This window comes from Bacteroides sp. D22 (assembly GCF_000163675.1).
GTDB lineage: Bacteria > Bacteroidota > Bacteroidia > Bacteroidales > Bacteroidaceae > Bacteroides > Bacteroides xylanisolvens.
Genome location: NZ_GG774796.1, coordinates 264416 through 288655 on the forward strand (window position 1 = coordinate 264416; position 24240 = coordinate 288655).

At 41.5% G+C, this 24240-nt stretch carries 17 protein-coding genes and 1 pseudogene; 7 read left to right on the forward strand and 11 right to left on the reverse strand.

What is annotated here, in order from left to right; all coding sequences use genetic code 11:
* Positions 1–160: 160 nt before the first annotated feature.
* From HMPREF0106_RS21760 to HMPREF0106_RS21745, 4 genes are read right to left on the reverse strand one after another with little or no spacing between them, the layout of a single operon-like run.
* Positions 161–2245: a M3 family metallopeptidase gene (locus HMPREF0106_RS21760; protein ID WP_085931268.1), complete on the reverse strand. Its 2085-nt coding sequence runs from the start codon at positions 2243–2245 to the stop codon at positions 161–163.
* 31 nt (positions 2246–2276) lie between these two features.
* Entirely contained in the window at positions 2277–3362 is a 1086-nt protein-coding gene (locus HMPREF0106_RS21755; RefSeq protein ID WP_004317192.1) for an endonuclease/exonuclease/phosphatase family protein, read from the reverse strand.
* Between the two features lie 4 nt (positions 3363–3366).
* Entirely contained in the window at positions 3367–4272 is a 906-nt protein-coding gene (locus HMPREF0106_RS21750; RefSeq protein ID WP_009038914.1) for a rhomboid family protein, read from the reverse strand.
* Positions 4253–4930, reverse strand: coding sequence for a rhomboid family intramembrane serine protease (locus tag HMPREF0106_RS21745; RefSeq protein WP_004307872.1), 678 nt, complete (start codon positions 4928–4930; stop codon positions 4253–4255). Before HMPREF0106_RS21745 ends, HMPREF0106_RS21750 begins: the two co-directional genes overlap by 20 nt.
* A gap of 221 nt (positions 4931–5151) precedes the next feature.
* Between HMPREF0106_RS21745 and HMPREF0106_RS21740 the strand changes: the two genes are divergently transcribed.
* The 3 genes from HMPREF0106_RS21740 to HMPREF0106_RS21730 all read left to right on the forward strand — a co-directional run bounded on the left by HMPREF0106_RS21740 (position 5152) and on the right by HMPREF0106_RS21730 (position 8576).
* A complete protein-coding gene (locus tag HMPREF0106_RS21740) occupies positions 5152–5424 on the forward strand; it encodes an HU family DNA-binding protein (RefSeq protein WP_004296482.1) in 273 nt (90 codons plus the stop codon).
* Between the two features lie 83 nt (positions 5425–5507).
* Complete coding sequence (argS, locus tag HMPREF0106_RS21735) at positions 5508–7325, forward strand: arginine--tRNA ligase (protein ID WP_004323872.1); 1818 nt, start codon at positions 5508–5510, stop codon at positions 7323–7325.
* A 63-nt stretch (positions 7326–7388) separates the two neighbouring features.
* On the forward strand, positions 7389–8576 hold the full coding sequence (locus HMPREF0106_RS21730; protein ID WP_004296480.1) for a low temperature requirement protein A: 1188 nt from the start codon (positions 7389–7391) through the stop codon (positions 8574–8576).
* A 236-nt stretch (positions 8577–8812) separates the two neighbouring features.
* Here the strand turns inward: HMPREF0106_RS21730 and HMPREF0106_RS21725 are convergent, their stop codons facing one another.
* On the reverse strand, positions 8813–10837 hold the full coding sequence (locus tag HMPREF0106_RS21725) for an LruC domain-containing protein (protein ID WP_004307876.1): 2025 nt from the start codon (positions 10835–10837) through the stop codon (positions 8813–8815).
* Between the two features lie 72 nt (positions 10838–10909).
* Positions 10910–13255, reverse strand: coding sequence for a type I DNA topoisomerase (gene topA / locus HMPREF0106_RS21720; RefSeq protein ID WP_032850977.1), 2346 nt, complete (start codon positions 13253–13255; stop codon positions 10910–10912).
* A 339-nt stretch (positions 13256–13594) separates the two neighbouring features.
* On the opposite strand from topA, the gene HMPREF0106_RS21715 reads away from it, so the two are divergent.
* Together HMPREF0106_RS21715 and HMPREF0106_RS21710 are read left to right on the forward strand one after the other, a co-directional pair.
* The gene (locus HMPREF0106_RS21715; RefSeq protein WP_008023230.1) at positions 13595–14200 is read left to right on the forward strand and encodes a DsbA family protein; all 606 of its coding nucleotides are present in this window, start codon (positions 13595–13597) and stop codon (positions 14198–14200) included.
* Between the two features lie 58 nt (positions 14201–14258).
* Complete coding sequence (locus HMPREF0106_RS21710; protein WP_004323868.1) at positions 14259–15158, forward strand: Rpn family recombination-promoting nuclease/putative transposase; 900 nt, start codon at positions 14259–14261, stop codon at positions 15156–15158.
* Between the two features lie 101 nt (positions 15159–15259).
* On the opposite strand, the gene HMPREF0106_RS21705 is transcribed toward HMPREF0106_RS21710, so the two are convergent.
* The 3 genes from HMPREF0106_RS21705 to HMPREF0106_RS21695 all read right to left on the reverse strand — a co-directional run bounded on the left by HMPREF0106_RS21705 (position 15260) and on the right by HMPREF0106_RS21695 (position 20673).
* Entirely contained in the window at positions 15260–16981 is a 1722-nt protein-coding gene (locus HMPREF0106_RS21705; RefSeq protein WP_009038917.1) for a TonB-dependent receptor, read from the reverse strand.
* Positions 16982–17001: 20 nt separating this feature from the next.
* Positions 17002–20019, reverse strand: a complete 3018-nt coding sequence (locus HMPREF0106_RS21700) for a tetratricopeptide repeat protein (RefSeq protein WP_009038918.1) — start codon at positions 20017–20019, stop codon at positions 17002–17004.
* Between the two features lie 132 nt (positions 20020–20151).
* On the reverse strand, positions 20152–20673 hold the full coding sequence (locus HMPREF0106_RS21695; protein ID WP_032850978.1) for an NUDIX hydrolase: 522 nt from the start codon (positions 20671–20673) through the stop codon (positions 20152–20154).
* A gap of 212 nt (positions 20674–20885) precedes the next feature.
* Here HMPREF0106_RS21695 and ahpC point away from each other — a divergent pair, with 212 nt between their 5' ends.
* Entirely contained in the window at positions 20886–21452 is a 567-nt protein-coding gene (gene ahpC, locus HMPREF0106_RS21690; RefSeq protein WP_004307892.1) for an alkyl hydroperoxide reductase subunit C, read from the forward strand.
* An 85-nt stretch (positions 21453–21537) separates the two neighbouring features.
* Positions 21538–23088 (forward strand): alkyl hydroperoxide reductase subunit F, encoded by a 1551-nt coding sequence (gene ahpF / locus HMPREF0106_RS21685; protein WP_009038920.1) that lies wholly within the window; start codon positions 21538–21540, stop codon positions 23086–23088.
* 248 nt (positions 23089–23336) lie between these two features.
* On the opposite strand, the gene HMPREF0106_RS21680 is transcribed toward ahpF, so the two are convergent.
* Positions 23337–24071 carry a hypothetical protein gene (locus HMPREF0106_RS21680; protein ID WP_009038921.1) on the reverse strand — a complete coding sequence of 245 codons (735 nt, stop codon included), beginning with the start codon at positions 24069–24071 and terminating at the stop codon, positions 23337–23339.
* A pseudogene (locus tag HMPREF0106_RS25600) lies at positions 24041–24240 on the reverse strand (IS5/IS1182 family transposase); the annotation flags it as partial. The pseudogene HMPREF0106_RS25600 and the gene HMPREF0106_RS21680, both read right to left, overlap by 31 nt.

Below are 24240 nucleotides of genomic sequence, written 5' to 3' on the forward strand. Positions count from 1 at the left end.
TTTTAATTTATGATGATTACTTTTTTAATTTAATTTTCAGTTAAATTCTGTCGTACACAAGTTCTTTTTGCCGTATACAAGGCTGCAAATATAGTTTTTTTTTCACATTCATGTGTAATAAGCCCTCAAATATTTGATGTTTAAGGGCTTTTTTACTGAATTATTTCATTCCTCTGTTTTTCAGTAGCGGTTCCAAGCTTGGTTCCGCTCCACGGAAATTCCGGTAAAGCACCATCGGGTCTTCGCTGTCGCCCTTCTCCAATACGTTGTGACGGAAGAGGTCGGCGGTGTTTTTATCAAAGATACCATGTTCTTTAAAGGCTTCAAAAGCATCATTATCCAGTACATTGGCCCATAGATAGCTGTAGTATCCGGCTGCGTAACCACCAATGATATGATTGAAGTAAGTCACGCGATAACGCGGTGCTATTTCGGGGATGAGACCGAGCTTGTCCATGGCTTCTTTTTCGAATGCAAGCATGTCTATATTCTTTACATCTGTTACGGTGTGCAGGTTCATGTCGAGGATGGCGGCAGCCAGTAATTCGGTAGTCATGAAGCCCTGATTGAAAGTCTTCTGTTGCAGTATCTTTTTGATGATTTCGTCGGGTATCACTTCTCCTGTCTGATAATGTTTGGCATACATTTTCAGTACTTCCGGTTCAGTAGCCCAGTGTTCATTGATTTGAGAAGGAAGTTCTACAAAATCGCGTACTACATTAGTGCCTGATGTTCCTTTGTATTCACATTTTGTCAGCAGTCCATGCAGAGCGTGCCCAAATTCGTGGAACAAAGTTTCTACTTCATCCATTGTCAATAGAGAGGGAGTATCGCCTACCGGTTTGGTAAAGCTGCAAACATTGCATACTAACGGACGGGTATCTCCTTGTTGTTCGCGGTAGTTGCTCATCCATGCGCCACCGCTTTTTCCGGAGCGTGGGAAATAATCGACGTAGAAGATACCGAGTTGCGAACCGTCTGCGTCTTTCACTTCGAAGACTTCCACATCAGGATGGTAGGTAGGGACACCTTCGAGCTTGGTAAGAGTGATACCATATAGCTTGTTGGCTACAGTGAAAGCGCCATTGCGCACATTCTCCAGCTTGAAGTAAGGTTTTGTATCTTCTTCGGACAGGTTGTATTTTTCTTTCCGTAGTTTCTCGGTATAATACCACCAATCCCATGCTTCCAGTTTTTCTCCTTTGCCTTCCTTATCCATTAATTTCTGAAGTTCGGTAGCTTCCGCTTTTGCTTTTGGCAGTGCATAGCTCCAAAGGTTGTTTAGAAGGCTCATTACGTTACTGGCGTTCTTTGCCATCGTTTCGTCGAGAACGAAGTTTGCATAGCAGTCGAAACCTAATAATTTAGCTTTTTCCAGGCGGAGAGAAACGATCTTACGGATATTTTCCTTGTTATCGTTTTCGTCGTTGTTGTTACCGCGGTTGATGTAAGCTTTGTATATTTGTTCCCGAAGCGGGCGATTTTCTGAATATTGCAGGAAAGGCAGGCGGCTGGCATTATGCAGGGTGAATAGCCATTTTCCGGGTTGTCCGGCTGCTTTTGCTTCTTCAGCGGCGCTTTGGCGGAACCATTCGGGCAATCCTGCCAGATCTTCTTCTTTGTCAACGAAGAGTTTGAAAGCATTATTCTCATTCAGTATATTGTTGCTGAAAGTAATGCCGAGTGTAGAAAGTTCCTTGTTGATTTCGCGGAGGCGGGTTTGGTCTTCGGCATTAAGGTTTGCTCCGGAACGGACAAATCTTTTATAAGTCTTGTCCAGCAGACGTTCTTGTTCCGATGTCAGGTTCAGCGAATCCTTCTTTTGATAGACGTCGTTCACGCGCTTAAACAGTTTCTCGTTCAGAGAGATATTATCATCATGTTCTGAAAGAACCGGTGCCAGTTTGATGGAAAGTGCGGTTAGTGAGTCAGTCGTTTCCGCATCTGTCATATTGAAGAAAATGGCGCTCACACGGTCCAGGATAGGTGCGCTGTTATCCAAAGCTACAATTGTATTTTCGAATGTCGGAATTTCCGGACTTTCGATGATAGCTTCGATGTTTTGATTCTGCTCTTCTATCCCTTTCAGGAAGGCAGGTTCATAGTGCTCCAATTTAATCTTGTCGAAAGAAGGAACACCATACTGGGTTTGAAACTCTGTAAAGAAAGGATTGCTTTCTGTTTTCGTAGCACAGGAGTACATCATACAACTTACTGCTAAAATGGTTAGTGTCTTTTTAATCATCATAAGTGTTTTTTATTAGAGTTTTCAGTTCTCATCGTTTACTGATATAGCACCAGATCGGGTAGTGGTCTGATGCTTTGATAGACCGGTCTACCGTGCAATTGTAGGCTTTCAGGTTGGGGCTGATCAAGATATTGTCTATGCGGAAATAGAACTTGTTCTGATTGTAGGAAATGCCCAATCCTTTACCGGACTGTGTGAATGCATCGTCTAGTTTTTGAGTCAGGATGCGATGTGTATACGAGATAGAACCGTCGTTGAAATCGCCGCATACGATAGTTGTCGGATATTTACATGCTGCAATGGCTTTAGCCACAGAATCAGCTTGTGAAGCCCGGATAGCCGATGCTTCCGCCAGTTTTCTGATTAATTGCCTAAGTCCGGTTTTTACTTTCTTGGCATTCGGGTCTTTAATCATATCCTCATACATCCCTCTGTCTTCTTTGGTGAGTTTGTTGGATTCCAGGTGGTTGTTGATTAATGTAAGAGTGTCGTTATTTACATTCAATACATATTTCATGGAACCGTTATAATTACTTTCATATTTGATGGGATGTATCGAGAGTATGGGGAACTTGGAGAAACAGGCAAGTTGCACATCTCCTTTCCCTTGTTGGTGGACGGATTGGTAAGGATAGGCTTTCAATGCTTTTTTAATATCCTGTTCCGTCAGGTATTTCTTGTTGGTAGCGGTGTTATATTCTTGCAGACAGATAATATCGGCGTTGCTATCTACAAGATAAGATAATACAGGGTTCTTTCCATCTTTCTTCTCCAGATTGTTGAAACTCATTACGTTATAGGATAGGATTTTGATGCTTCCTTCCGGTATGGTCTTAGTGGTGGAGTTAAAAGGAATATAAGTTCGTATCTGCGGAATACAAATCAGAAAACCGATGGCAGGCAAGAGCGCATAGCGGTAGTTGACGAATGCCCAGAAGCCGATAAAAATCAGATTAATCGTCAGGAATATCGGAAATGCAAGTCCCAAGCTGGAAGCAAGTGGGTTTATTTTCGGGTTAAGGTAAGGGCTATAAGCACTTAATATCAACGTTCCCACGAAGAGAGCGTTGACAGCAAGTATCAGATATGCGACAAATTTGCCAATATGTTCCATTCTTTTATCTTTTGCTTGCGTCGAACAAGCTTTTCTTTTCTTCAGTTGTCAGACTGTCGTAACCGGATTTTTTTAGTTTTTCCAAAATACGGTCCACTTCATCAGACTGTGCTTTTTTGTGGGCATTGTAATCATAATCCTTCTCGCGACCGGTGGCACTGTTTCCATAGTGTACCTTCATTTTCGGTTTCCGTTTCCATGTTTTCTTCTGAAACAAGGAGATGAAACCATCCAGAATCCAGTTGATCCAGGAAGTCAAATCAGTTCCTTTATTTAGGCTGGCGGCAAACCAGAGTCCAGCAAGAGCACCGCCCAGGTGGGCGATATGTCCTCCGGCATTACTTGAGGTGATGGATAATACATCGATTCCGATGACAACCAGTGCCAGATATTTGAGACGGATAGCACCGAAAAGAAAAAGTTGCACCCTGTAATTAGGCTCACGATAAGCCGTAGCGGCTACGATGGCTAATACGGAAGCCGAAGCTCCTACCAATGTTGAGCCTACCACTTGCGAACTGAATAAAGGAAATACATTGTAGGCGATCATATACAGTAAACCTCCACAGATACCTCCTAATACATATAGTCCTCTTAAATGTTTGGCCGAGAAAAAGTAGAGAAACAAACTTCCGAACCAATACAGCCAGAGCATATTGAATAAAATATGCAGGATGCCGGCATGCATAAACATATAAGTAAATAGCGACCACGGTTGATGCATAAACCCGATAAAGGATGCCGGTAAGGCAAATATACCGAATATGTCGGAGGTACTTACTTCAAAAAGTCGCAGGAAAACGTTAATCAACGTGCCGATCAGAAAGATGCCTACGTTGATATAAATCAGTTGGATGAAAATATTTCCTCTTCTGAATGTCTCCTTTAAATCAGCTATAATATGTCCCATTGTTATTGCTTTTTTTTCTCCAATACAAAATCAGGATTAATCCGAATAACATTCCTCCCAGGTGAGCAAAGTGAGCAACATTATCTCCGGTGCTGTTGGCAAGCCCTGCCCATAATTCGATTGCGGCATATCCTATCACGAAAAACTTCGCTTTGATAGGGAAAGGCAGCGGAAAGATGAACAGTCGGTTATTGGGAAATAGCATACCAAATGCCAGCAATATGGCGTAAACGGCTCCCGAAGCACCTACGGTGGTCAACATGTTCAAGTATTGCTCCATAGAAATAACGCCATAGCCTATCAAATTTACTTGTGTATGTTGGCTATATTCTATCACATATTGAATATACTGCACTCCTTCCTGGATAAGTCCCGCACCGATACCGCAGAGAATATAGTAAAAGAGGAAACGTTTGGGTCCCCAGGTTTGTTCGAGAATCGGTCCGAACATAAAAACGGCAAACATATTAAAGAAAATGTGGCTGAATCCGCCGTGCATGAACATATAAGTGATAAGCTGTGCCGGATTAAAGTCACTTGCGAGGAAAAAATGTAATCCCAGATAATTCGTTAAATCCAGGCCGTAACGTTGGGCTACGATTGTCCCGAAAAATACTAGTACATTGATAATTATCAGGTTTTTAGTTACAGTTGGCATCATTTTAATTTCTGAATATTTAGATAATAGACGCAAAAGTACGAATAAATTCTGTTTTAAAGCATGAAAAACGCTTCCTATTAGCTCTTTTTCAATAATTTGCTGCGTTTTTTTTATGTTTTTATTTGATATGTTGTTTTGTTCGGCTATATTTGTGGAATTAATCCATTGTGGGATAATCTTTTGTGTAACATATATATTAATTAATCATTTTACGTATTATGAATAAGTCTGATCTTATTAGCGCAATGGCTGCTGAAGCTCAAATGAGCAAAGCCGATGCAAAAAAAGCACTTGATGCTTTCATCACTTCAGTTACTAATGCTATGAAAGCTGGTGACAAAGTATCTCTCGTAGGTTTTGGTACTTTCTCAGTAAGCGAAAGAGCTGAAAGAACTGGTATTAACCCTTCTACAAAGGCAACTATTACTATTCCTGCTAAGAAAGTAGCTAAATTTAAAGCTGGTGCTGAATTATCTGCAGCTGTTGAATAAGATAGATAGTTGAAAGAAATTAGGAGAGGAGACGCGATGCGTCTCCTTTTTTTGTATCTTTGCGCGCAAGAAATAACTTGATTATGAAGATAGAAGATAAACTTGTAGCGTCCGTTATTAGTGGACTGAAAGCACTCTACGGTCAGGAAGTCCCTGAAAAGATGGTGCAAATGCAAAAAACAAAGAAAGAATTTGAAGGACATTTGACACTGGTCGTGTTCCCTTTTCTGAAGATGTCAAAAAAAGGACCGGAGCAAACAGCACAGGAAATCGGTGAATATCTGAAAGCAAACGATCCGGCTGTAGCAGCGTTTAATGTGATAAAAGGGTTCTTGAACCTGACTATTGCATCGGCTACATGGATTGAATTGCTGAACGAGATTCAGGCGGATGAACAGTACGGCTTAATGCAGGTCACTGACGCTTCTCCATTGGTGATGATTGAGTATTCTTCTCCGAATACAAACAAACCGCTTCACTTGGGACACGTGCGTAATAACCTTTTAGGCAACGCATTGGCTAACATTGTAGCGGCAAACGGCAATAAGGTAGTCAAAACAAATATTGTAAACGACCGTGGTATCCACATCTGTAAGTCCATGCTGGCATGGAAGAAATACGGAAACGGTGAAACTCCTGAAACTTCGGGTAAGAAGGGTGACCACCTGGTAGGTGATTATTATGTATCTTTCGATAAGCATTATAAAGCGGAAGTAAAGGAGCTGATGGCTAAATTTACAGCGCAGGGAATGAGTGACGATGAAGCGAAAGCAAAGGCTGAAGCTGAATCTCCATTGATGCAGGAAGCCCGCGAAATGTTGGTGAAGTGGGAAGCCGGTGATCCGGAAGTACGCGGATTGTGGGAAATGATGAACAACTGGGTATATGCAGGATTCGACGAAACCTACAAGAAGATGGGGGTTGGCTTTGACAAGATCTATTATGAATCCAATACTTACCTCGAAGGAAAAGAAAAGGTAATGGAAGGTCTGGAAAAAGGTTTCTTCTACAAGAAAGAAGACGGTTCCGTATGGGCCGACCTGACTGCCGAAGGACTGGATCATAAGCTCCTTCTCCGTGGTGACGGTACTTCTGTCTACATGACTCAGGATATCGGTACGGCTAAACTTCGTTTTGCCGATTACCCGATTAATAAGATGATTTATGTAGTAGGTAACGAACAGAACTATCACTTCCAGGTGCTTTCTATCTTGCTCGATAAACTTGGTTTCGAATGGGGTAAGAGTCTGGTACACTTCTCTTACGGAATGGTGGAACTGCCGGAAGGTAAGATGAAATCCCGTGAGGGTACGGTAGTTGATGCTGACGACTTGATGGAGGAAATGATTGCCACTGCTAAAGAAACTTCACAAGAACTAGGCAAACTGGATGGTTTGACACAGGAAGAAGCTGATGATATTGCCCGTATTGTGGGTCTGGGAGCATTGAAATATTTCATTCTGAAAGTCGATGCCCGTAAGAATATGACATTCAATCCGAAAGAATCTATCGACTTCAATGGTAATACAGGTCCGTTTATTCAATATACTTATGCACGTATCCAGTCTGTACTTCGGAAAGCTGCCGAATCAGGTATCGTAATTTCTGAACAGATTCCGGCTGGTATTGAATTGAGTGAAAAGGAAGAAGGGCTGATTCAGATGGTTGCCGACTTTGCTGCTGTTGTAAAACAAGCCGGTGAAGATTACAGCCCGTCTATTATTGCTAATTATACTTATGACTTGGTGAAAGAATACAATCAGTTCTATCATGACTATAGTATTCTGCGCGAAGAGAATGAGGCAGTGAAAGTATTCCGTATCGCTCTGTCTGCTAATGTAGCTAAAGTTGTTCGCTTGGGAATGAATTTGCTGGGTATCGAAGTTCCTTCCAGAATGTAAGACTTTCTCTGAACAAAATAGACTTCTGCGGGGTTTCTTTTATATATATAAAAGGAACCTCGTATGTTTTACTCCCCCCATCCATTGCTTCGGAAGAGAGAAACGGAAACTGCTACTGTCTCTTATTCCGAACTGCTGTTTGACCTGATTTATGTTTTCTCGGTCACGCAACTTTCACATTATTTGCTTCATAATCTCACTTGGGAAGGATTATTGAAAGAAACAATCCTGTGGTTTGCAGTCTGGATGTTGTGGCAACATACCATCTGGGTGACTAACTGGTTCAACCCGGATACCCGGCCGATACGTATTCTTCTTTTTATCAGTATGCTGGTGGGGCTGGTGATGGCGGCTGCTATTCCTTATGCCTTTACTTACCGGGGATTGATATTTGCTGTCTGCTATGTTCTGATACAGGCAGGGAGAACACTTTATATTATCGGGGTGTTAGGAGATCATCATCTGGCTGCTAATTTTAAGCGAATTATGGGCTGGTTCTGTATATCTGCCGTCTTTTGGATTACGGGTGCCATATTGCAGGGAGAATGGCAAATTCTACTGTGGATTATAGCCGCCATCTGTGATTATACAGCCCCGATGCACGGATTTGCTTTACCTCGTCTGGGACGTTCGGACAGTAGCAAGGAATGGACTATTGAAGGGCATCATTTGGTGGAACGTTGCCAGTTGTTTGTGATTATTGCTTTTGGAGAAACTCTATTGATGACAGGAGCTTCTTTGAGTGAAGTAGAAGAATGGACGCCTCTCGTGATTATTTCTGCTGTCATATCTTTCATTGGTAGTTTGGCTATGTGGTGGGTTTACTTTGATGTGAGCAGTGAAGCCGGTAGTCGGAAAATACAGGAAGTGAAAGATCCCGGAAAGCTGGGGTTGATTTATAATGCAATTCATATCGTACTGGTGGGAGCATTGATTATTTGTGCGGTAGGAGACGAACTGATTGTTGCCCATCCCGAACAAGAAATGAGAGCGGAAGTTGTTTTTGTTCTGATTATCGGACCAATCGTTTATATTCTGGCAAATAGTATCTATAAATATGTCACGTGCCGTATGCTTCCTTTATCACATATTATTGCTGTAATAGCTTTGGCTTTACTGCTTCCCTGGCCTTATCACATTTCTTTATTGACGATGAATATCTTGGTAACATCTGTTTTTATATTCGTGATTGTGTTTGATATGCTATTCCCTAATAAAGGTTTTAAGATAAAATGGGAGCCGAAGATTTAATGATGAAAGCCCATTCATAACGGATAATACTTATATCCTATAATATTGTGGCTTAAAATAAAAACACAGTTCACACGAATTCTTGGTGAGTATTCAAGAAGTTGTGTGAACTGCGTAATTCGCGCCTTTCTAAACGGATGTCTATTATGTCTTTTTCATCGATGGTTCGCAATGCGAAGTCCCGATAGCGATTCCGTACAATATCCGGGCTGCTCTTATTTAAATCGTATCAATCTTTATTTGTACCAATCTTTATTTTGTTTCCCATTCGATGATACCCATCCAGAGAACTTGGGATATGATTGATCGATTCGTTTCCCTTCCTCTGGAACCGGGAGATTACTTACTGGCATATTGATAGCAAACGGCATCAAGTCTGCAGAAACATAATACATCCCTTCTTCTGGTCTGTAGATGTCTTTTCCGGTTCCCAGTAACGATAAGTCGGCTTTGTCAGTCGGGGGATAATTTATCAGATGTAATTCTTTGCCTCTACCCTCGTTGGAACTGATGAAGATAAACGGGTTGTAAGGAGGTACCACCTCTTTCTCACTAGCTCCATCAAGCGTGATGGTTACAGTATATTCTTTCTTTGATTCATCAGTGATATTTTTGAATTTTGTCATGTCGTCATACAACAATATGGTTGGGTGAGACTGTCCAGGCTCTGTTTCTTTTCCTTCCATGTATATAGAACTTGATAAACCACTGGCATCAGGCCCCGTTATTTTTACACTCTTGACATTGCTGTTTGAGAGCTTGTGTAATTGATATCCAAATCCGTTTTGCAGATAACCGCCACAGTGCTGTAAGATAAACTTGTCTTCTATTTCGTAAATGCGATTGTCAAGAGCATTTCGGGTCATCGTACTGGTGTACTTTACCATTACGTCATTCATATCGTAATCACCTAACTTAGGCCATAAGTCTTCAAAAGCCAGTGTACCGGAATAAGAAATTTTATATTGCTCGGGGATTGCTTCGGGGTCTTCAGGCAATGGAGGCAATGTCGGGTCAATAGCATTCTTTTCTGACGTATGAATATAGAAGATGGCATCTGCATAATCGAAGTCAATATTATCTTCGAATCCTACTGCTACAATCTGCCCGGACTTGGAATCACGGAGAGATACAGTTCTTTGTGTATTATTCGTGTTTAGATTCCTGGTGGAGTAGCGTGCCCCCATACCTTTTATGATATCGCCCACTTTGTCTTTATCTGTTTCTGAGGTGAGTTTATTCTTGAATCCCATACCTTGAAGGCACCAGCCAATTGTGACTCCTGCAGGAAATTTGTCTTCGTATTCCTGTGTCTCTTCATTCCAATATTTGAGTTTTATTTCTTCGCCACACACTAATGCTCCTACCCCTAAAGTCTTGTAAACAGGAGAGGTGTTTGGGAATGCAATTATTTGTTTTATATCACTCTTGCTCTGGGGCGGATTGTTGGTCGGATAGGTGTAATATCCAACTGTATTGTACCATGCAGCAGAGCTGTTTATAAATACGAGGCTTACTTCGGTCGGGTTAACAATTGGAATATCTGAAGTCATTTTAATGGAACCATCAAAAAACTCCGGATAATTCTGACTGATGTTCATAACCTTGCTTTTACCGCTCTCATCTTTGACTGTAACCTTTCTGAAAACATACTTGATGTTGTATAGTACGTCTGCCGGAGGTATGTTTATTTTAGGCTCCAGATTGGTTGGTCTTCCGTTGTTATCCCAGTCTGCATCGGGAAGAACATGCCATTCTTTTAGATAGGTATGTTGGTTCACGGTCACTCCTCTGGTTTTTGATGCCGTTTGTGAACGTAAGGCAGTGATATATGCATCTTGATTAAATGAAAGCTGACGACTGTCGTCAATCGTTAGTTTAAGAGGAGATACGGTGGCTAAATAATCCGATGATAACCATACTTCCGAGAGGTCCGCCGGAATATTCATTTCTCCACTGAATTTGCCTTTTTCGTCTGTAACTGCACGGTAGATAGGCTCTATGTCCTTTTGGAACACGCTGCCGTCAGCCGAGTATTCAATGGGATCTTGATCGTAAATGTCAAAAAGGACACGATAATTTTCGCTTTTAAAACAATAATTGATATCCAAAGCAACAGCTTGGGTCATGTTGAAGTCGAAGTATGCTTCTTTTGGCATATGCCTTCTCTCCCAAGATAAGTCACGCTCTTTGTCCATACAACTGATGGAAGCTATGGTAAGCACTCCTATCATTAAATACTTTAATTTTGTTTGCTTCATAAGTTTGTGTATTAAAAGATAAAGAGCAAATATATACATTTAATTATATAATTTGCTCTTTTTCTAGTTTTTTTATTTCTTTTTTGCGAATCGTCCTTTTTTTGTGGTCGCTGGTCCTTTCTCATCTTGTAATTTGATGAGTTCCAAACAGCTAGCCAAACTCAAATCCTGCGGGACGATATCTTTAGGAATTTTATAATTGGAACCCTTATAGGTAATATAAGGTCCGTAACGTCCGTTCAGAATCTCAAGTTCCGGCTCCTCTTCAAACTTCTTGATGTGGCGTTCCGTTTCTTTCTGGCGTTTCTCCAGAATCAGCTGTTCTGCCTCTTCCAAAGTAATTTCCATCGGATCAAGTGTTTTCGGGAGCGATACATATACCTTATTGTGCAGGACATACGGACCGAAACGGCCTACGCCTACACTGACTGATTTTCCTTCATATTCGCCCAGTGTACGAGGTAATTTGAATAATTCCAGTGCTTCTTCCAAAGTGATGGTTTCCATGGATTGACCTTTCTTCATTTGTGCGAAGCGTGGTTTTTCTTCATCTTCTACAGTACCAATCTGTACAACAGGACCGAAGCGACCAATCTTAACAGAAACAGTCTTGCCTGTTCCCGGTTCTTCTCCCAGAATACGTTCGCCTACTTTATGTTCCGTCTTGATAGCCAATGTGTTTTCTACAGACGGATGGAACTTATCATAGAAATTCTTCATGATAGAAGTCCATTTCACTTCTCCTTCTGCAATCTCGTCAAATTCCTTTTCTACACTGGCGGTAAAGTTGAAATCCAGAATGTCTGGGAAATATTCGGTAAGGAAATCATTTACCACAGTGCCGGTATCCGTTGGGAACAACTTCGCCTTTTCTGCACCGGTAATTTCAGTATGGTTTTCATCCTTAATCTGACAATCTTTCAATGTCATGACATTAAACTGCCGTTCTTCCCCGTCTTTATTACCTTTCTCCACATATTCGCGTTGTTGGATGGTAGAGATAGTAGGTGCATACGTAGACGGACGTCCGATACCCAGTTCTTCCAATTTGCGTACAAGACTTGCTTCCGTATAGCGTGGAGGACGTTGGGTGAAACGTTCGGTTGCGATAATAGGCCCATGTTCCAACTTTTGGCCTTTTTTCAGAGGAGGAAGCAGGTGACTCTCATCTTCTTGTTCGTTGTCATCATCATAAGATTCACGGTATACGCGCAAGAATCCGTCGAACTTAATCACTTCGCCGATGGCTGTAAATACATCGCTGCTGCCACTTATTGTTATGGTAGCAGTTGTCTTTTCCAGTTCCGCATCTGCCATTTGTGAGGCAATGGTGCGTTTCCATATCAAGTCGTACAGTTTCTTTTCCTGTGCTGTTCCTTCAACGGACTGGTTTTCCATATAGGTAGGACGGATAGCCTCATGCGCTTCTTGTGCACCCTTAGTCTTTGTTTCGAAATGACGGGGGTGTACGTAGCGGTCACCCATCATTTTGATGATAGCGTCTTTACTGCCTGTTGTCGCAAATTCCGAGAGGTTGACAGAGTCCGTACGCATATAAGTGATGAATCCCGATTCGTATAAGCGTTGCGCGAGCATCATGGTCTGCGCTACGGTATATCCCAGTTTGCGTGCGGCTTCCTGCTGCAACGTAGATGTTGTGAATGGAGCAGGAGGCGTTTTCTTGACCGGACGGGTAGTAATATCGTCAATAGCAAAGCTTGCTCCCTGACATGCGTTGAGGAAAGCTTTTGCTTCTTCTTTTGTTTTAATACGGCGAGCCAGTTCAGCTTTCATTTCCACCAGCTTTCCATCCGCGTCCGGGACGAGGAATACGGCGGTGACGCGATAAGCAGCTTCCGTTTTGAAGGCATGTATTTCACGTTCACGTTCAACGATCAGGCGGACGGCAACAGACTGAACACGTCCGGCAGAGAGTGCCGGTTTCACTTTTCTCCAAAGTACGGGAGAGAGTTCGAAACCTACGATACGGTCCAGAATCCGTCGTGCTTGCTGTGCATTTACGAGGTTGAGGTCAATGTCGCGTGGTTGTTCAATAGCTTTTAAGATAGCGCTCTTCGTAATTTCATGAAATACGATTCGTTTTGTGTTTTCCGGTTTTAGTTTTAAGACCTCATACAGATGCCAGGCAATCGCCTCTCCCTCGCGGTCCTCATCGGATGCGAGCCATACGGTTTCTGCCTCTTTAGCTTCTGTCTTTAGTGTGCTAACCAGCGCCTTTTTGTCTGCCGGGATTTCGTAGCTGGGTTCAAAATCATTATTTACGTCGATACTGAAATCTTTTTTCTTCAGATCGCGTATGTGTCCGTAACTAGAAAGGACTTTGAAATCTTTCCCCAGAAACTTTTCAATCGTTTTTGCTTTTGCCGGAGACTCGACAATGACAAGGTTTTTCTGCATAATTCTTTCTTTTATAATGGCTTGTACCACAATATTCGGGGACAAAAGTAAAAAAAAAGATTCTCCCTACCTTATATTATAAGGAGAATTTAATAAAATCTTAAGATTTACATTTTATTGCAGGAAATAAAATATCAATTGGTATAGGTTAGTTTCTCTATATTCTACGTACATTTGTCTCATTAGTAAGTTAGTTTTCGTTTGACTTAAGTTGAACTATCGCTTGACTTAACTAAAACTATCGCTTGACTTAAGTCGAACGAAAATTCAATAGCATGATAAATAATTAATATATAGGAAAGTGGAGTTTAATCTTTCCTAATGAAATACTAATAAATAATGAGTGTAAATTATGATCTTTATGAGACTCCCGATCTCACAAAAAGTGGGGAAGAACAACCTTTGCATGCACGTGTCGTACTGAAGGGCAGTTATACAGCCGAAGAATTTGTAGAACAAGTGACTGCATTTCAGCATATGCCTCATGCGCAAGTGGTAGGTGTCATAGAAGCTATCTCGAAAGAACTAAGACATTTGCTTTTGAAGGGATTTTCCGTTGAATTGGGTGATATTGGCTATTTTACTCTTTCTTTGAATGTGAACAAAGAAGTGACTGATTCAAAAGACTTGCGTTCACCGTCAGTATCTCTTAAAGATATTAATTTGAGAATCAACCGTCAGTTTAAGAAAGATATTGAGACTGAATTGGTATTACAACGTTATCATTCGCCTTTTCGTGTGAAGAATCCATTAGCAGAAGAAAAATGCTTGCAGCGATTAAATAAATTCTTGGAAAAGAATCCATGTATTAATCGGCAGGATTATGCCTTACTTGTTGGAAAGACAAAAACACAGGCATTGCAGGATATTAATGCATTTATTGAAAAAGGGATTTTAAAAAAGTATGGAGCGGGACGATCGGTAGTCTATATAAAGGTAGGATGAGTCATTTTATCGGATATATATACTTGATATTAAACATTTTCTGCTTACCTTTGTTTGCATGAAAAAAGAAAACGGGAAAGGAGACGAACCTATGGCCAGTAATTATATTCGTTTCGATTGGGCTATGAAACGCTTATTGCGTAATAAAGCCAATTTTGCAGTTCTTGAAGGCTTTCTGACTACTCTTCTCAATGAAAAGATTGTCATTCAGAAATTGTTGGAAAGTGAAGGAAATCAAGAAGATGAGTTTGATAAGTATAATCGTGTTGATATGCTTGCGGAGAACTCTAAAGGAGAACTTATTCTGATTGAAGTTCAGAATAATAATGAGTATGCTTATTTCCAACGTATGTTGTTTGGTACTTCTAAATTGGTGACCGAGTACATCAATCGTGGAGAAGGTTATGATAAAGTACGTAAAGTGTATAGCGTCAATATTGTCTATTTTTCATTAGGCAATGGAAAGGATATAGTATATCATGGTAAAACGGAGTTCAGAGGGATTCATCAGAATGATGTGCTGGAGTTAACTCCATTTCAGAAACAGACGTTTAAGGTTGATGCTGTCAGTCAGCTTTATCCTGAATATTATATATTAAAGGTGAATGACTTTAATCAGGTTGCCAAGAGTCCGTTGGAAGAATGGATTTGTTATCTGAATACAGGTGATATACCAGATAGTGCTACTGCTCCCGGTTTGACGGAGGCCCGTGAACGATTGAAACTCGATAAAATGACGAAAACTGAACTTGAAGCATATTATCGTCATTTGGATAATATTGTAATATTGAAAGATAATATATTGACAGAACGTGCAGAGGGGCGCGCGGAAGGTCGCGCAGAAGGACGTGCGGAAGAAAAAAGAGAAACAGCACGTAATATGAAGGCTTTGAATATTCCTATTAATACTATTTCACAGATAACAGGTCTGTCGGCAGAAGAAATACAAGGTTTGTAAATCTATTGGTGACGGATTTGTAGTGAAGACAACAAAATAATTGAAGTTTAAGTTTTTGAGAAGGGGCGTTATCCGGAAATGGAAACGCCCCTTTCATTAATTTAGAATCGGAAACTCAATCCTCCTAAGAAATTGAATCCTTCCGTAGGATAACCTAAATAATATTGATATTTCTTGTTCAGCAGGTTATGTATTTGGGCATAGACAGATACTCCTTTGAATACATTATAGCTGGCTCCGATATGCAAATCATTCACTGCAGTCATTTTTGCATACTCTTTCACTTCTTTCCGGTTGATGTAATCATAACCTAGATTTATGTTAAAAGCAGAGATCGGATGAATACGTACATTGAAAGACATTTCACTGACCGGTTTCACAGCCAACAGATATTCCTCTGTTTTGCTGTCCCAATTACGGTAAGTATATTTAGCTGATATTCCAAGGATATCTTTGTAATCGTAACTGATTTCACCTCCAAGGTAAAGATTGTCTGTATTGTCTTGAGCAAAAGAAAGATAAGAATCTGAATGAATATTACTTGGGTCAAAACCTAAATAAGATAAGTCGTTCTTTAGATTCTGATAACCACCGAACACGTTGAACCAAAGTCCCGGATAAGGGCTTGTTTTGAATCCGATACTACCGTTGATTTGCTCGTAAGTATCATAAGGACGTTGTACGTATCCCAAAGTAGCAGTGGTATTTGCCTCCGGCAGTTCACCGTAAGGACAGATACTTTCTAATCTGCGGAAATCATTCAATTGCTTACCGCCGGTTGCTTTTGCATAAACAATGTAGCTATCAGAAAAAATATACTGTGCAGTGATATCGGGTGAAATACGGAAAGACTTATCAAATCCGAAAGATAAATCTACATTGGCTCCGATATGCAATTTCCAGTCATCATTATCCAGTTCATAATATGGATTTAAAAGAAGCGTTGTGTAGTTTTTGAAGTATTCATCTCCGGTGGAAACATTCTTTGTATATCCGTTGTAGAGAAGATTGTTCATTTCCAAAGCGATAGTTATTAATTGTTGGTCGCCGATAGCTCCCGTGACATCGCCTTTGGTACGTATGATTGTTTCCTTGATACCTGTATTGGCTTCAGATTCATTGAACATGTTATGCTGACGTTCATACATCAACAGATTTGTTTCTGCGTTGAAACGCAGTGGTGCAGTCTCATCAGTGAAATGAATGCCCGCATGGAAGTCACCGGATGTGAATTTCTGCTTGCTGTTTACGCTTTCCGGTTGGAAGTTGAAGTTGCTCAATCCGAAGTTTCCGGCAATATTTAAGTCCAGTTTATTAAATTGGTGTGTGTAATCTACATTTGCGCGTGTGCGATAATAAAATGCATTCCATTTTTCTCCATCTGTGAAGGGAAGAGTTAACTTACCATCCATTCCATCCATTTGGAAACGTACATTCAATTTGTCTTTCTGCGACAGACGGAATAGATAATTGGCAAGAATATCCAAATTGCCATAATTACCATATCCGGCACGTACATATCCCGGGGTAGTGCCGGGTTGAACTTCTTTTCCGGTATAGGGGCGCATCAGGCCTGCCGGAACGGAAGTGGCCGGAAAGAATGTTGTAGCATACTCTACTTCTTTCTTGCTCACTGTCGGTTCTTCTACTTTAGGCAGGACGTTTACTTTCGAGGCGTCCATAATGTCCGGGTTATATTCTTGTTCCACAACGACCGTGCGGGTCATTGTGGTATCCTTCGGTTGGGTGGTTTGGGCTTGAAGGCAGGATGGCATTGAGATTGCCAATGCGAGTCCTCCTATTATATAATGAGATCGTTTCATACTTTTCTATTTTTTTATTCTCAATTCTCAACTTTCAATTTACTAAGTCTGCTTTCAATCATGCTTTCAATATCATCATTCCCTTGATAATTCTGTTGCAGACTTAGCAGATATTGGCGTGCGTCCAGATCTTTACCCGTAGCATGATAGACGTCGGATAGAAGGACAAAACTACGTGCTAGCCAATAAGCATGTGGCGTACTCTGTTCTATATAGTTGAGCAACTCTTTCTCTGCAGCGGCATATTCTTTTGCGTCGTAGAGGGATTGTGCAACCTGATATTTAGCTTCGGCACCGTAAGGGTTACGTGTGTCTTTGGCCAGTTCACGATAGTCTTCCATTGCTTTCTTGCCAGCCTTTTGCTTGGTGTAGGCTTTAGCACGGTAATAAAGAGCTTCATTTCTTAGCTCCGGACTAAGTTTGGCTTCTGCAAGCAGGTCGGTAGCTGCATGGATGGTTTCTATGTCATCTCGCAATAGGAAGGCGCAACGCAGAATACCCGTTTCAGCAAGTTGGCGGCGCTCTACGTTGGTTGCTTTTTCTTTCAGCATTTTGTAGCTAGCTAATGCTTCAGCCATATTTTGCTGGTTGAATTGCACTTCAGCACGCAAGATCAGTGCTTCTTCTGCAAACGGATTGTTTGGATATTCCAACAACTTACCGGAATGGAGAAGAATCATATCATAATTCTTCTGCTCGTTTCCGATCAGGCAGAGATAATAATGTGCGTTCAGGCTGAAGGCTCCTTCCGGGAAAGTTTGCAGGTATTTGTTGAGGCTTGTTTTGGCTTCTTCCATTCTGCCTCGTGCATAAATCTTTTCTGCGGCGGCATACGTAAGCGAGTCTTGTTCGTTAGCATCGAAACGGATGTGTCCTGGCATGGCATTTGCTAAAGCAGCAAATTCGTCGATGCGGTTGAGATCCACATAAATAGATTTCAAATCACGCATGGCAAGGCGGGCTTCTTCACTGCCCGGATATTTTTCGATAACCTGTTTGTAGGCTTCGATTGCTTGGTTGTAATCTCCTTTTTGGTAATATAATAATCCGATTTCGGCGGCAGCTTTCCTGCTGACCGGACTTTCAGGATATTTAGTAAGCAATTCTTTGAAAGAAGTAATGGCTTGATTGTTGTTGTCCATCAAAACATAGGAACGCCCTTTCTCGTAAATAGCGTTTACGGCATAAGGAGAAGCAGGGTACTTTCCTACCAGACGGTTCAGCAAGGTAATCTTACCGGTATAGTCTTTCTGCAGACCGGATACAAGAGCCAGCTGATAGAAAGAATAGTCTCCGGAAGAAGTATTCATCTGTTCGGCTTGCGAATAATACTGTTTGGCTTCTTCAAAGTTACGTACATGCAGGTGGCAGTCACCAATACGATTGTATGCATCGGCAAGTGCGGTTGCATTTTCACCTTTCTCCAGTTGAATGTATTTTTGGAAGTAATTGCTTGCTAGCGTATAGTCTTTCCGGTGGAAAGCGATATATCCTAAGTTATAATTGGCAAGCGCATACATTTCGTTATTGGGTTGGGTGGTGAGTTGCAGATAAGCATTAAAATCACGCGCGGCTTCTACCATTCGGTTTAGACGGTAATAGGATTCTCCGCACCAATAGTAAGCGTCTGCCTTGGTCTGACGATTGTATTGTCCGATGGCAATGGATTGGTTCAGATATTTCAGAGCTTGTTCGAAGTCGGCGTTAGCGAAAGATTGAGTTCCTAATTGGAACAGTATCTTTTGTTTGGCTTCCAATATTTGCGCGCTTGGTTTGGCAATCCGGTCGATTGATTTCAAAGCTGCATCGTAGCTACGTGTATTCATGTAAACTTCTACCAGGTAGCTGCTGACTTTTTCAGCGTAAGGAGAAGTCGGAAATTCATTCAGGAATTTCTCGAAGGCAGTAACAGATTCACCGAAAGCGGAGAAAGAAGTCTCGTGCAGGCAAAGAGCGTAATTGTAAGCTGCCTGTTCCTTGATTTGCATATTAGCATTGGAGGCGGCTGCCTGTTCAAAAGCCATGCGTGCTTTGTTTTTCTCTGCCAGTTGCAGATAAGAGAGTCCCATGTGGAGATATGCATTTTGGGTAAGGGCATCGTTGTCAGTTGTCACCTTACCTAATGTTTCGGCTGCTTTGGAGTAGACTTTTGTTTGGTAGTAGGAGAGTCCTAGCATATAAAGGGCATCCCGGCGGGGAGCCGAGTGATCCTTATTCAAGTAATTGTTGAATGCTTCTACGGCTTGGTGATATTGTCCGAAATGGTAATAGACATCTCCCTGAATACGGTACATTTCTGCTGCGTATTCATTATTCGGATAGGCTGACAGATAGTTTTGGGCTACAATCTGTGCTTTATCGTAGTTTTTAAGCTGCACATAAATTTCGGCTATGTAATAAGGGACGAGTGCTTTGTACTTCGAGTCGTCCTGTAAGGGAAGGAAACCTTTCAATGCTTCACTATAGCGTTTTTGTGTATAGCGGATGTAGGAAAGATAGTAATCACAATCTTTGGCGTATTTGGGGCTGTTGGCACGCAAAGTTTCAAACCAGATGGCTGCTTCTCGTAGGTTATCGGTTTTCAGATAACAGGTAGCCAGTTGGTAGGTGCAGTCGTCCCGTTCTTCATTACCTAACAAATCGAGGTCGGCAGAGTTGAAGAGTGCCAGTGCTTCATCATATTTTTCTTCGTAGAAATAGCAGGAGGCTAACAGCGCATAAATGCGGTTAGCGTATGGAGTATCAGGATAACGGTCGAGATATTTGCGGAGGAGTTCGATGCGGTTTTTGTCTCTCAGTTCGTAAGCCGAACTGACTAGCATATACTCTGCGTCCTGAAGAAGGCTGGCTGCAGGCTTTTGTTTTACAAATGCTTTCAATGCCGGCAGAGCAGCTGCATAATTCTTTTCCTGGAAAAGTTCTTTCCCTTCTTTATAAAGGTTGTCAGTCGAAGTGAACTTGTCACCTGTCTGGGCAAATCCTATAATGGGCGTGCAGCAGATGGCGGCACAAATGAGTCTAGTAATTTCTTTTTTCATAATCGGGTGTTTATGCAAAAGTACTATATATCTTTCAATGACGTATTTTAATAGCTATTAATTTAAAGCTCATTAAAATATAAGACAGAATGAAAGGGGAAATGTTTCTGTAATTTGTTATATTTTAACGAATTATCTGCCAGATAAAAACTTTTTAAGTCCTCGGCGAATAGAATCCAGTCCAAAATCTTCCGGATTAATTTCGGAGAGAGGCAGGAAGAAAGAATCTGCTACATCATCCATTGCCGAAAAATGGCTCATGTCTTCTACGGTGCAGAGAAAAAACATATCAAGCGTGTGTACAGGAAAACCTGAATAGACATAAATATTGGGAAGTGAAAACTGGTAAATAGCTTTTTTTACCTTCAATCCGGTTTCTTCCAGCACTTCACGGGCTACGCCTTCTTCACCTGTCTCGTTCATATCGATAAATCCTCCGGGAAGGTCGAGAGTTCCCTTTGCCGGCTCTTTAGCACGCTGGCAAACAAGCAATTCGTTTTTCTCATTTAAGATGAGTGCTACGGTGGCGGCGGAAGGGTTAAAGTAATAGACGAAGCCGCAATCTGTACATTTTTTGGACTTTTCGTTATTTACTTCGAAATGCGGAGAACCACATTCGGGACAATATAGGAATTGAGCTAGAGGATGTTTCATAATCGTATATACTTCCAGTTTTTTTGTTTATGCACGCAAAGGTATAAAATGCTTTTATTAATTTCATCTATCACAGCATAGAAATATTCGATTGGACTTTTTTTGAAAAGGCGGGGTTTCTGCCTTTATCTTTGCATCAGAAACAAAAAACAAAAGATTGTTTCTGATGTTATAAGTCAAACCAATTAATAACAATAAAAGCAATAAAGATTATGGAACCAATTTTAAATTCTCAACTTCCTGAATTCAGCGTTCAGGCTTTTCACAACGGAGCTTTCAAGACTGTAACCAACAATGACCTGAAAGGTAAATGGGCGATTCTTTTCTTCTATCCTGCCGACTTTACTTTCGTATGTCCTACTGAATTGGTGGATATGGCTGAAAAGTACGATCAGTTCAAGGCGATGGGTGTAGAAATCTATTCGGTAAGTACTGACTCTCATTTCGTGCACAAAGCTTGGCATGATGCTTCTGAAAGTATTCGCAAGATTCAATACCCGATGTTGGCAGACCCGACTGGCGCTTTGAGCCGTGCACTGGGTGTATATATCGAAGAAGAAGGTATGGCTTATCGCGGTACATTTGTTGTCAATCCGGAAGGAAAGATTAAAGTGGTGGAACTGAATGATAACAATATTGGCCGTGATGCAAGTGAATTGCTTCGTAAGGTGGAAGCTGCACAGTTTGTAGCCAGCCATGACGGAGAAGTTTGCCCGGCTAAATGGAAGAAGGGTGAGTCTACCTTGAAGCCAAGCATCGACCTGGTAGGTAAGATTTGATAGATCTTGATAATGGTGATTATGGGAGGCCGGTAACGGGAGACGCTGCCGGCCTTTCTTTTAAAAAAATGAAAGGAAAAAAGGTATGTTAGAATCTGCATTAAAAGAACAACTAAAGGGTATTTTTGCTGGGCTGGAGGCAAATTTTACTTTTGATATATCCGTATCATCCAGCCACGAAAACAAAACAGAATTATTGGAGCTGCTGGGAGATGTAGCGGATTGTTCCGATCATATCACTTGCTCGGTGAATGAGGGAGAAGCATTGAAGTTTACTTTATTAAGGAATGGTGATCGTACCGGAATCACATTCCGGGGTATTCCTAATGGACATGAGTTCACGTCATTGCTTTTGGCTATCCTGAATCTGGACGGCAAAGGAAAGAACTTTCCTGATGAGGCTGTTTGCAACCGTGTGAAAGCACTGAAAGGTCCGATACATCTGACCACTTATGTTTCGTTGACTTGTACGAACTGTCCTGACGTAGTGCAGGCTCTGAATGCAATGGTCACTTTGAATCCTGCTATTACTCATGAAATGGTAGACGGCGCGCTTTATCAGGACGAAGTAGATGCACTGAAAATACAAGGAGTACCTTCTGTCTTTGCAGATGGAAAAATGCTTCATGTAGGCCGTGGTGAATTTGGCGAATTGCTTGCCAAGTTGGAAGAACAATATGGTATTGACGAAACCAAAGCGAATGCAGAGGTGAAAGAGTATGATGTGATTGTAGCCGGTGGAGGACCTGCAGGAGTATCGGCAGCTATTTATTCTGCCCGTAAAGGACTCCGTGTAGCTATCGTGGCCGAGCGTATTGGCGGACAGGTGAAAGAAACGGTAGGTATTGAGAATTTAATCTCTGTTCCGGAAACGACAGGAAATGAACTTGCCGATAATCTGAAAACACATCTCTTACGTTACCCGGTGGATTTACTGGAGCATCGTAAAGTAGAAAAAGTAGAAGTGGTTGGAAAACAGAAGCAGATCACTACCTCTGTTGGTGAGAAATTCCTGGCTCCGGCACTGATTATTGCAACCGGTGCAAGCTGGCGTAAACTGAATGTTCCGGGAGAAGCGGAGTATATCGGTCGTGGTGTTGCTTTCTGCCCTCATTGTGATGGCCCGTTCTATAAAGGAAAACATGTAGCAGTAGTAGGTGGAGGAAATTCCGGCATTGAGGCAGCCATTGACTTGGCTGGTATCTGCTCCAAAGTGACTGTTTTTGAATTTATGGATGAGCTGAAAGCGGACAGTGTACTTCAAGATCGACTTAAATCATTGCCGAACGTGGAAGTGTTTGTAAGTTCACAGACCACGGAAGTGATAGGAAATGGTGATAAACTGACTGCCCTGCGCATCAAAGATCGTAAAACGGAAGAAGAACGTTTGGTTGAGTTGGATGGTGTATTTGTACAGATCGGGCTTTCTGCGAATAGCAGTGTATTCCGCGACATAGTGGAAACCAACCGTTCGGGCGAAATCATGATTGATGCACATTGCCGTACGAATGTGACGGGTATCTATGCAGCTGGAGATGTTTCTACGGTTCCTTATAAGCAAATCATTATCTCTATGGGCGAAGGAGCGAAAGCTGCGCTTTCTGCATTTGACGATAGAGTGAGAGGGATTATCTGATTGATGTATTCAGATATAAAAAGCACATAAACAAAACATTAGCAAGAGGAGAAATGACTCCTCTAAAAATACCCCCGTTACAGATTTGTAGCGAGGGCTATTTTATATTTAGAGAGTATGACCTTCATCAACTGCTCTATCCTGCGCATGGAGACAAATGTTCATGAATATCCGAGAAAGTGAAATGAACGTTGTTCTCATGGTATGTAATTGGGGGATTTTAAGAAATGTGTGCTAAGTTCATTTATTTAGTCATGATATGTATATCTGACGAAATCAAACAATCCGGAATTTTCCTGCTGTGCCGGTTGGTCTCCAATAAATTTAAGATTCTCTACACTGCAAAAAATATGGAATGCAATGTCTTTCCCAAATTCCAGTTGAAGTTCATGTTTGGGCTCGTTGTCTATTAACCAGGTGATGTAATAGTTCCCATTTTTTAATGTCAGATCAATTTCGAACAGATGCCATCCGGTCTTGATTACTACAGGAACGGAAGAAAAAGGATATGCCTGCGATGTCATATAAGCAATCATTTCGTTCGGAGCTGCATTTAACTCCTTGCGAACTGTATCTTTACCATATCCGACTTCGAAATCCAATTCATGTTGGTCGTCATGGTATATCCACGAACCCACGCTACATTGATCTCCTATTCCCATTTGCGGGATATGAGTACGCCAGGTATATCTTCCTGTTGTATAAATCCGTTCTACAGTGTGAACCTTTTTCCGATCCACCGAGTTAGCCCGTGTAAAGATCCGTAAGTAACCATTCTCTAATATGCATTGATTATCCGGGTTGTTATCCTGATGTCCGTATTTCCATCCATCCAGATTGTTGAAGTTCCATTCTTTGTTTGGCGGATTTTTAGTACTGATGTCATTGGTCTGTTGCTGTGCAAAGCAAATGCCGCAAATGCATATTAGTAACAGAGTTAAATAGTCGTCCCTTAAAAAGTACTCATCTGCGGGATATTGCAAGAAAACAGTGTCCCGCAGATTTTTTCAACAAGTAGCCAAAGAACCCTCATGGCTCTTTTGAAGTTGTACGCTGCTGCGGCTAAGAGCAGATTGACAACATCCCCGAACACACCTTTATAAAAGTTGCGTCCTAAACGAAAGTCTGATTTCAAATGCCCGATAGTCGGCT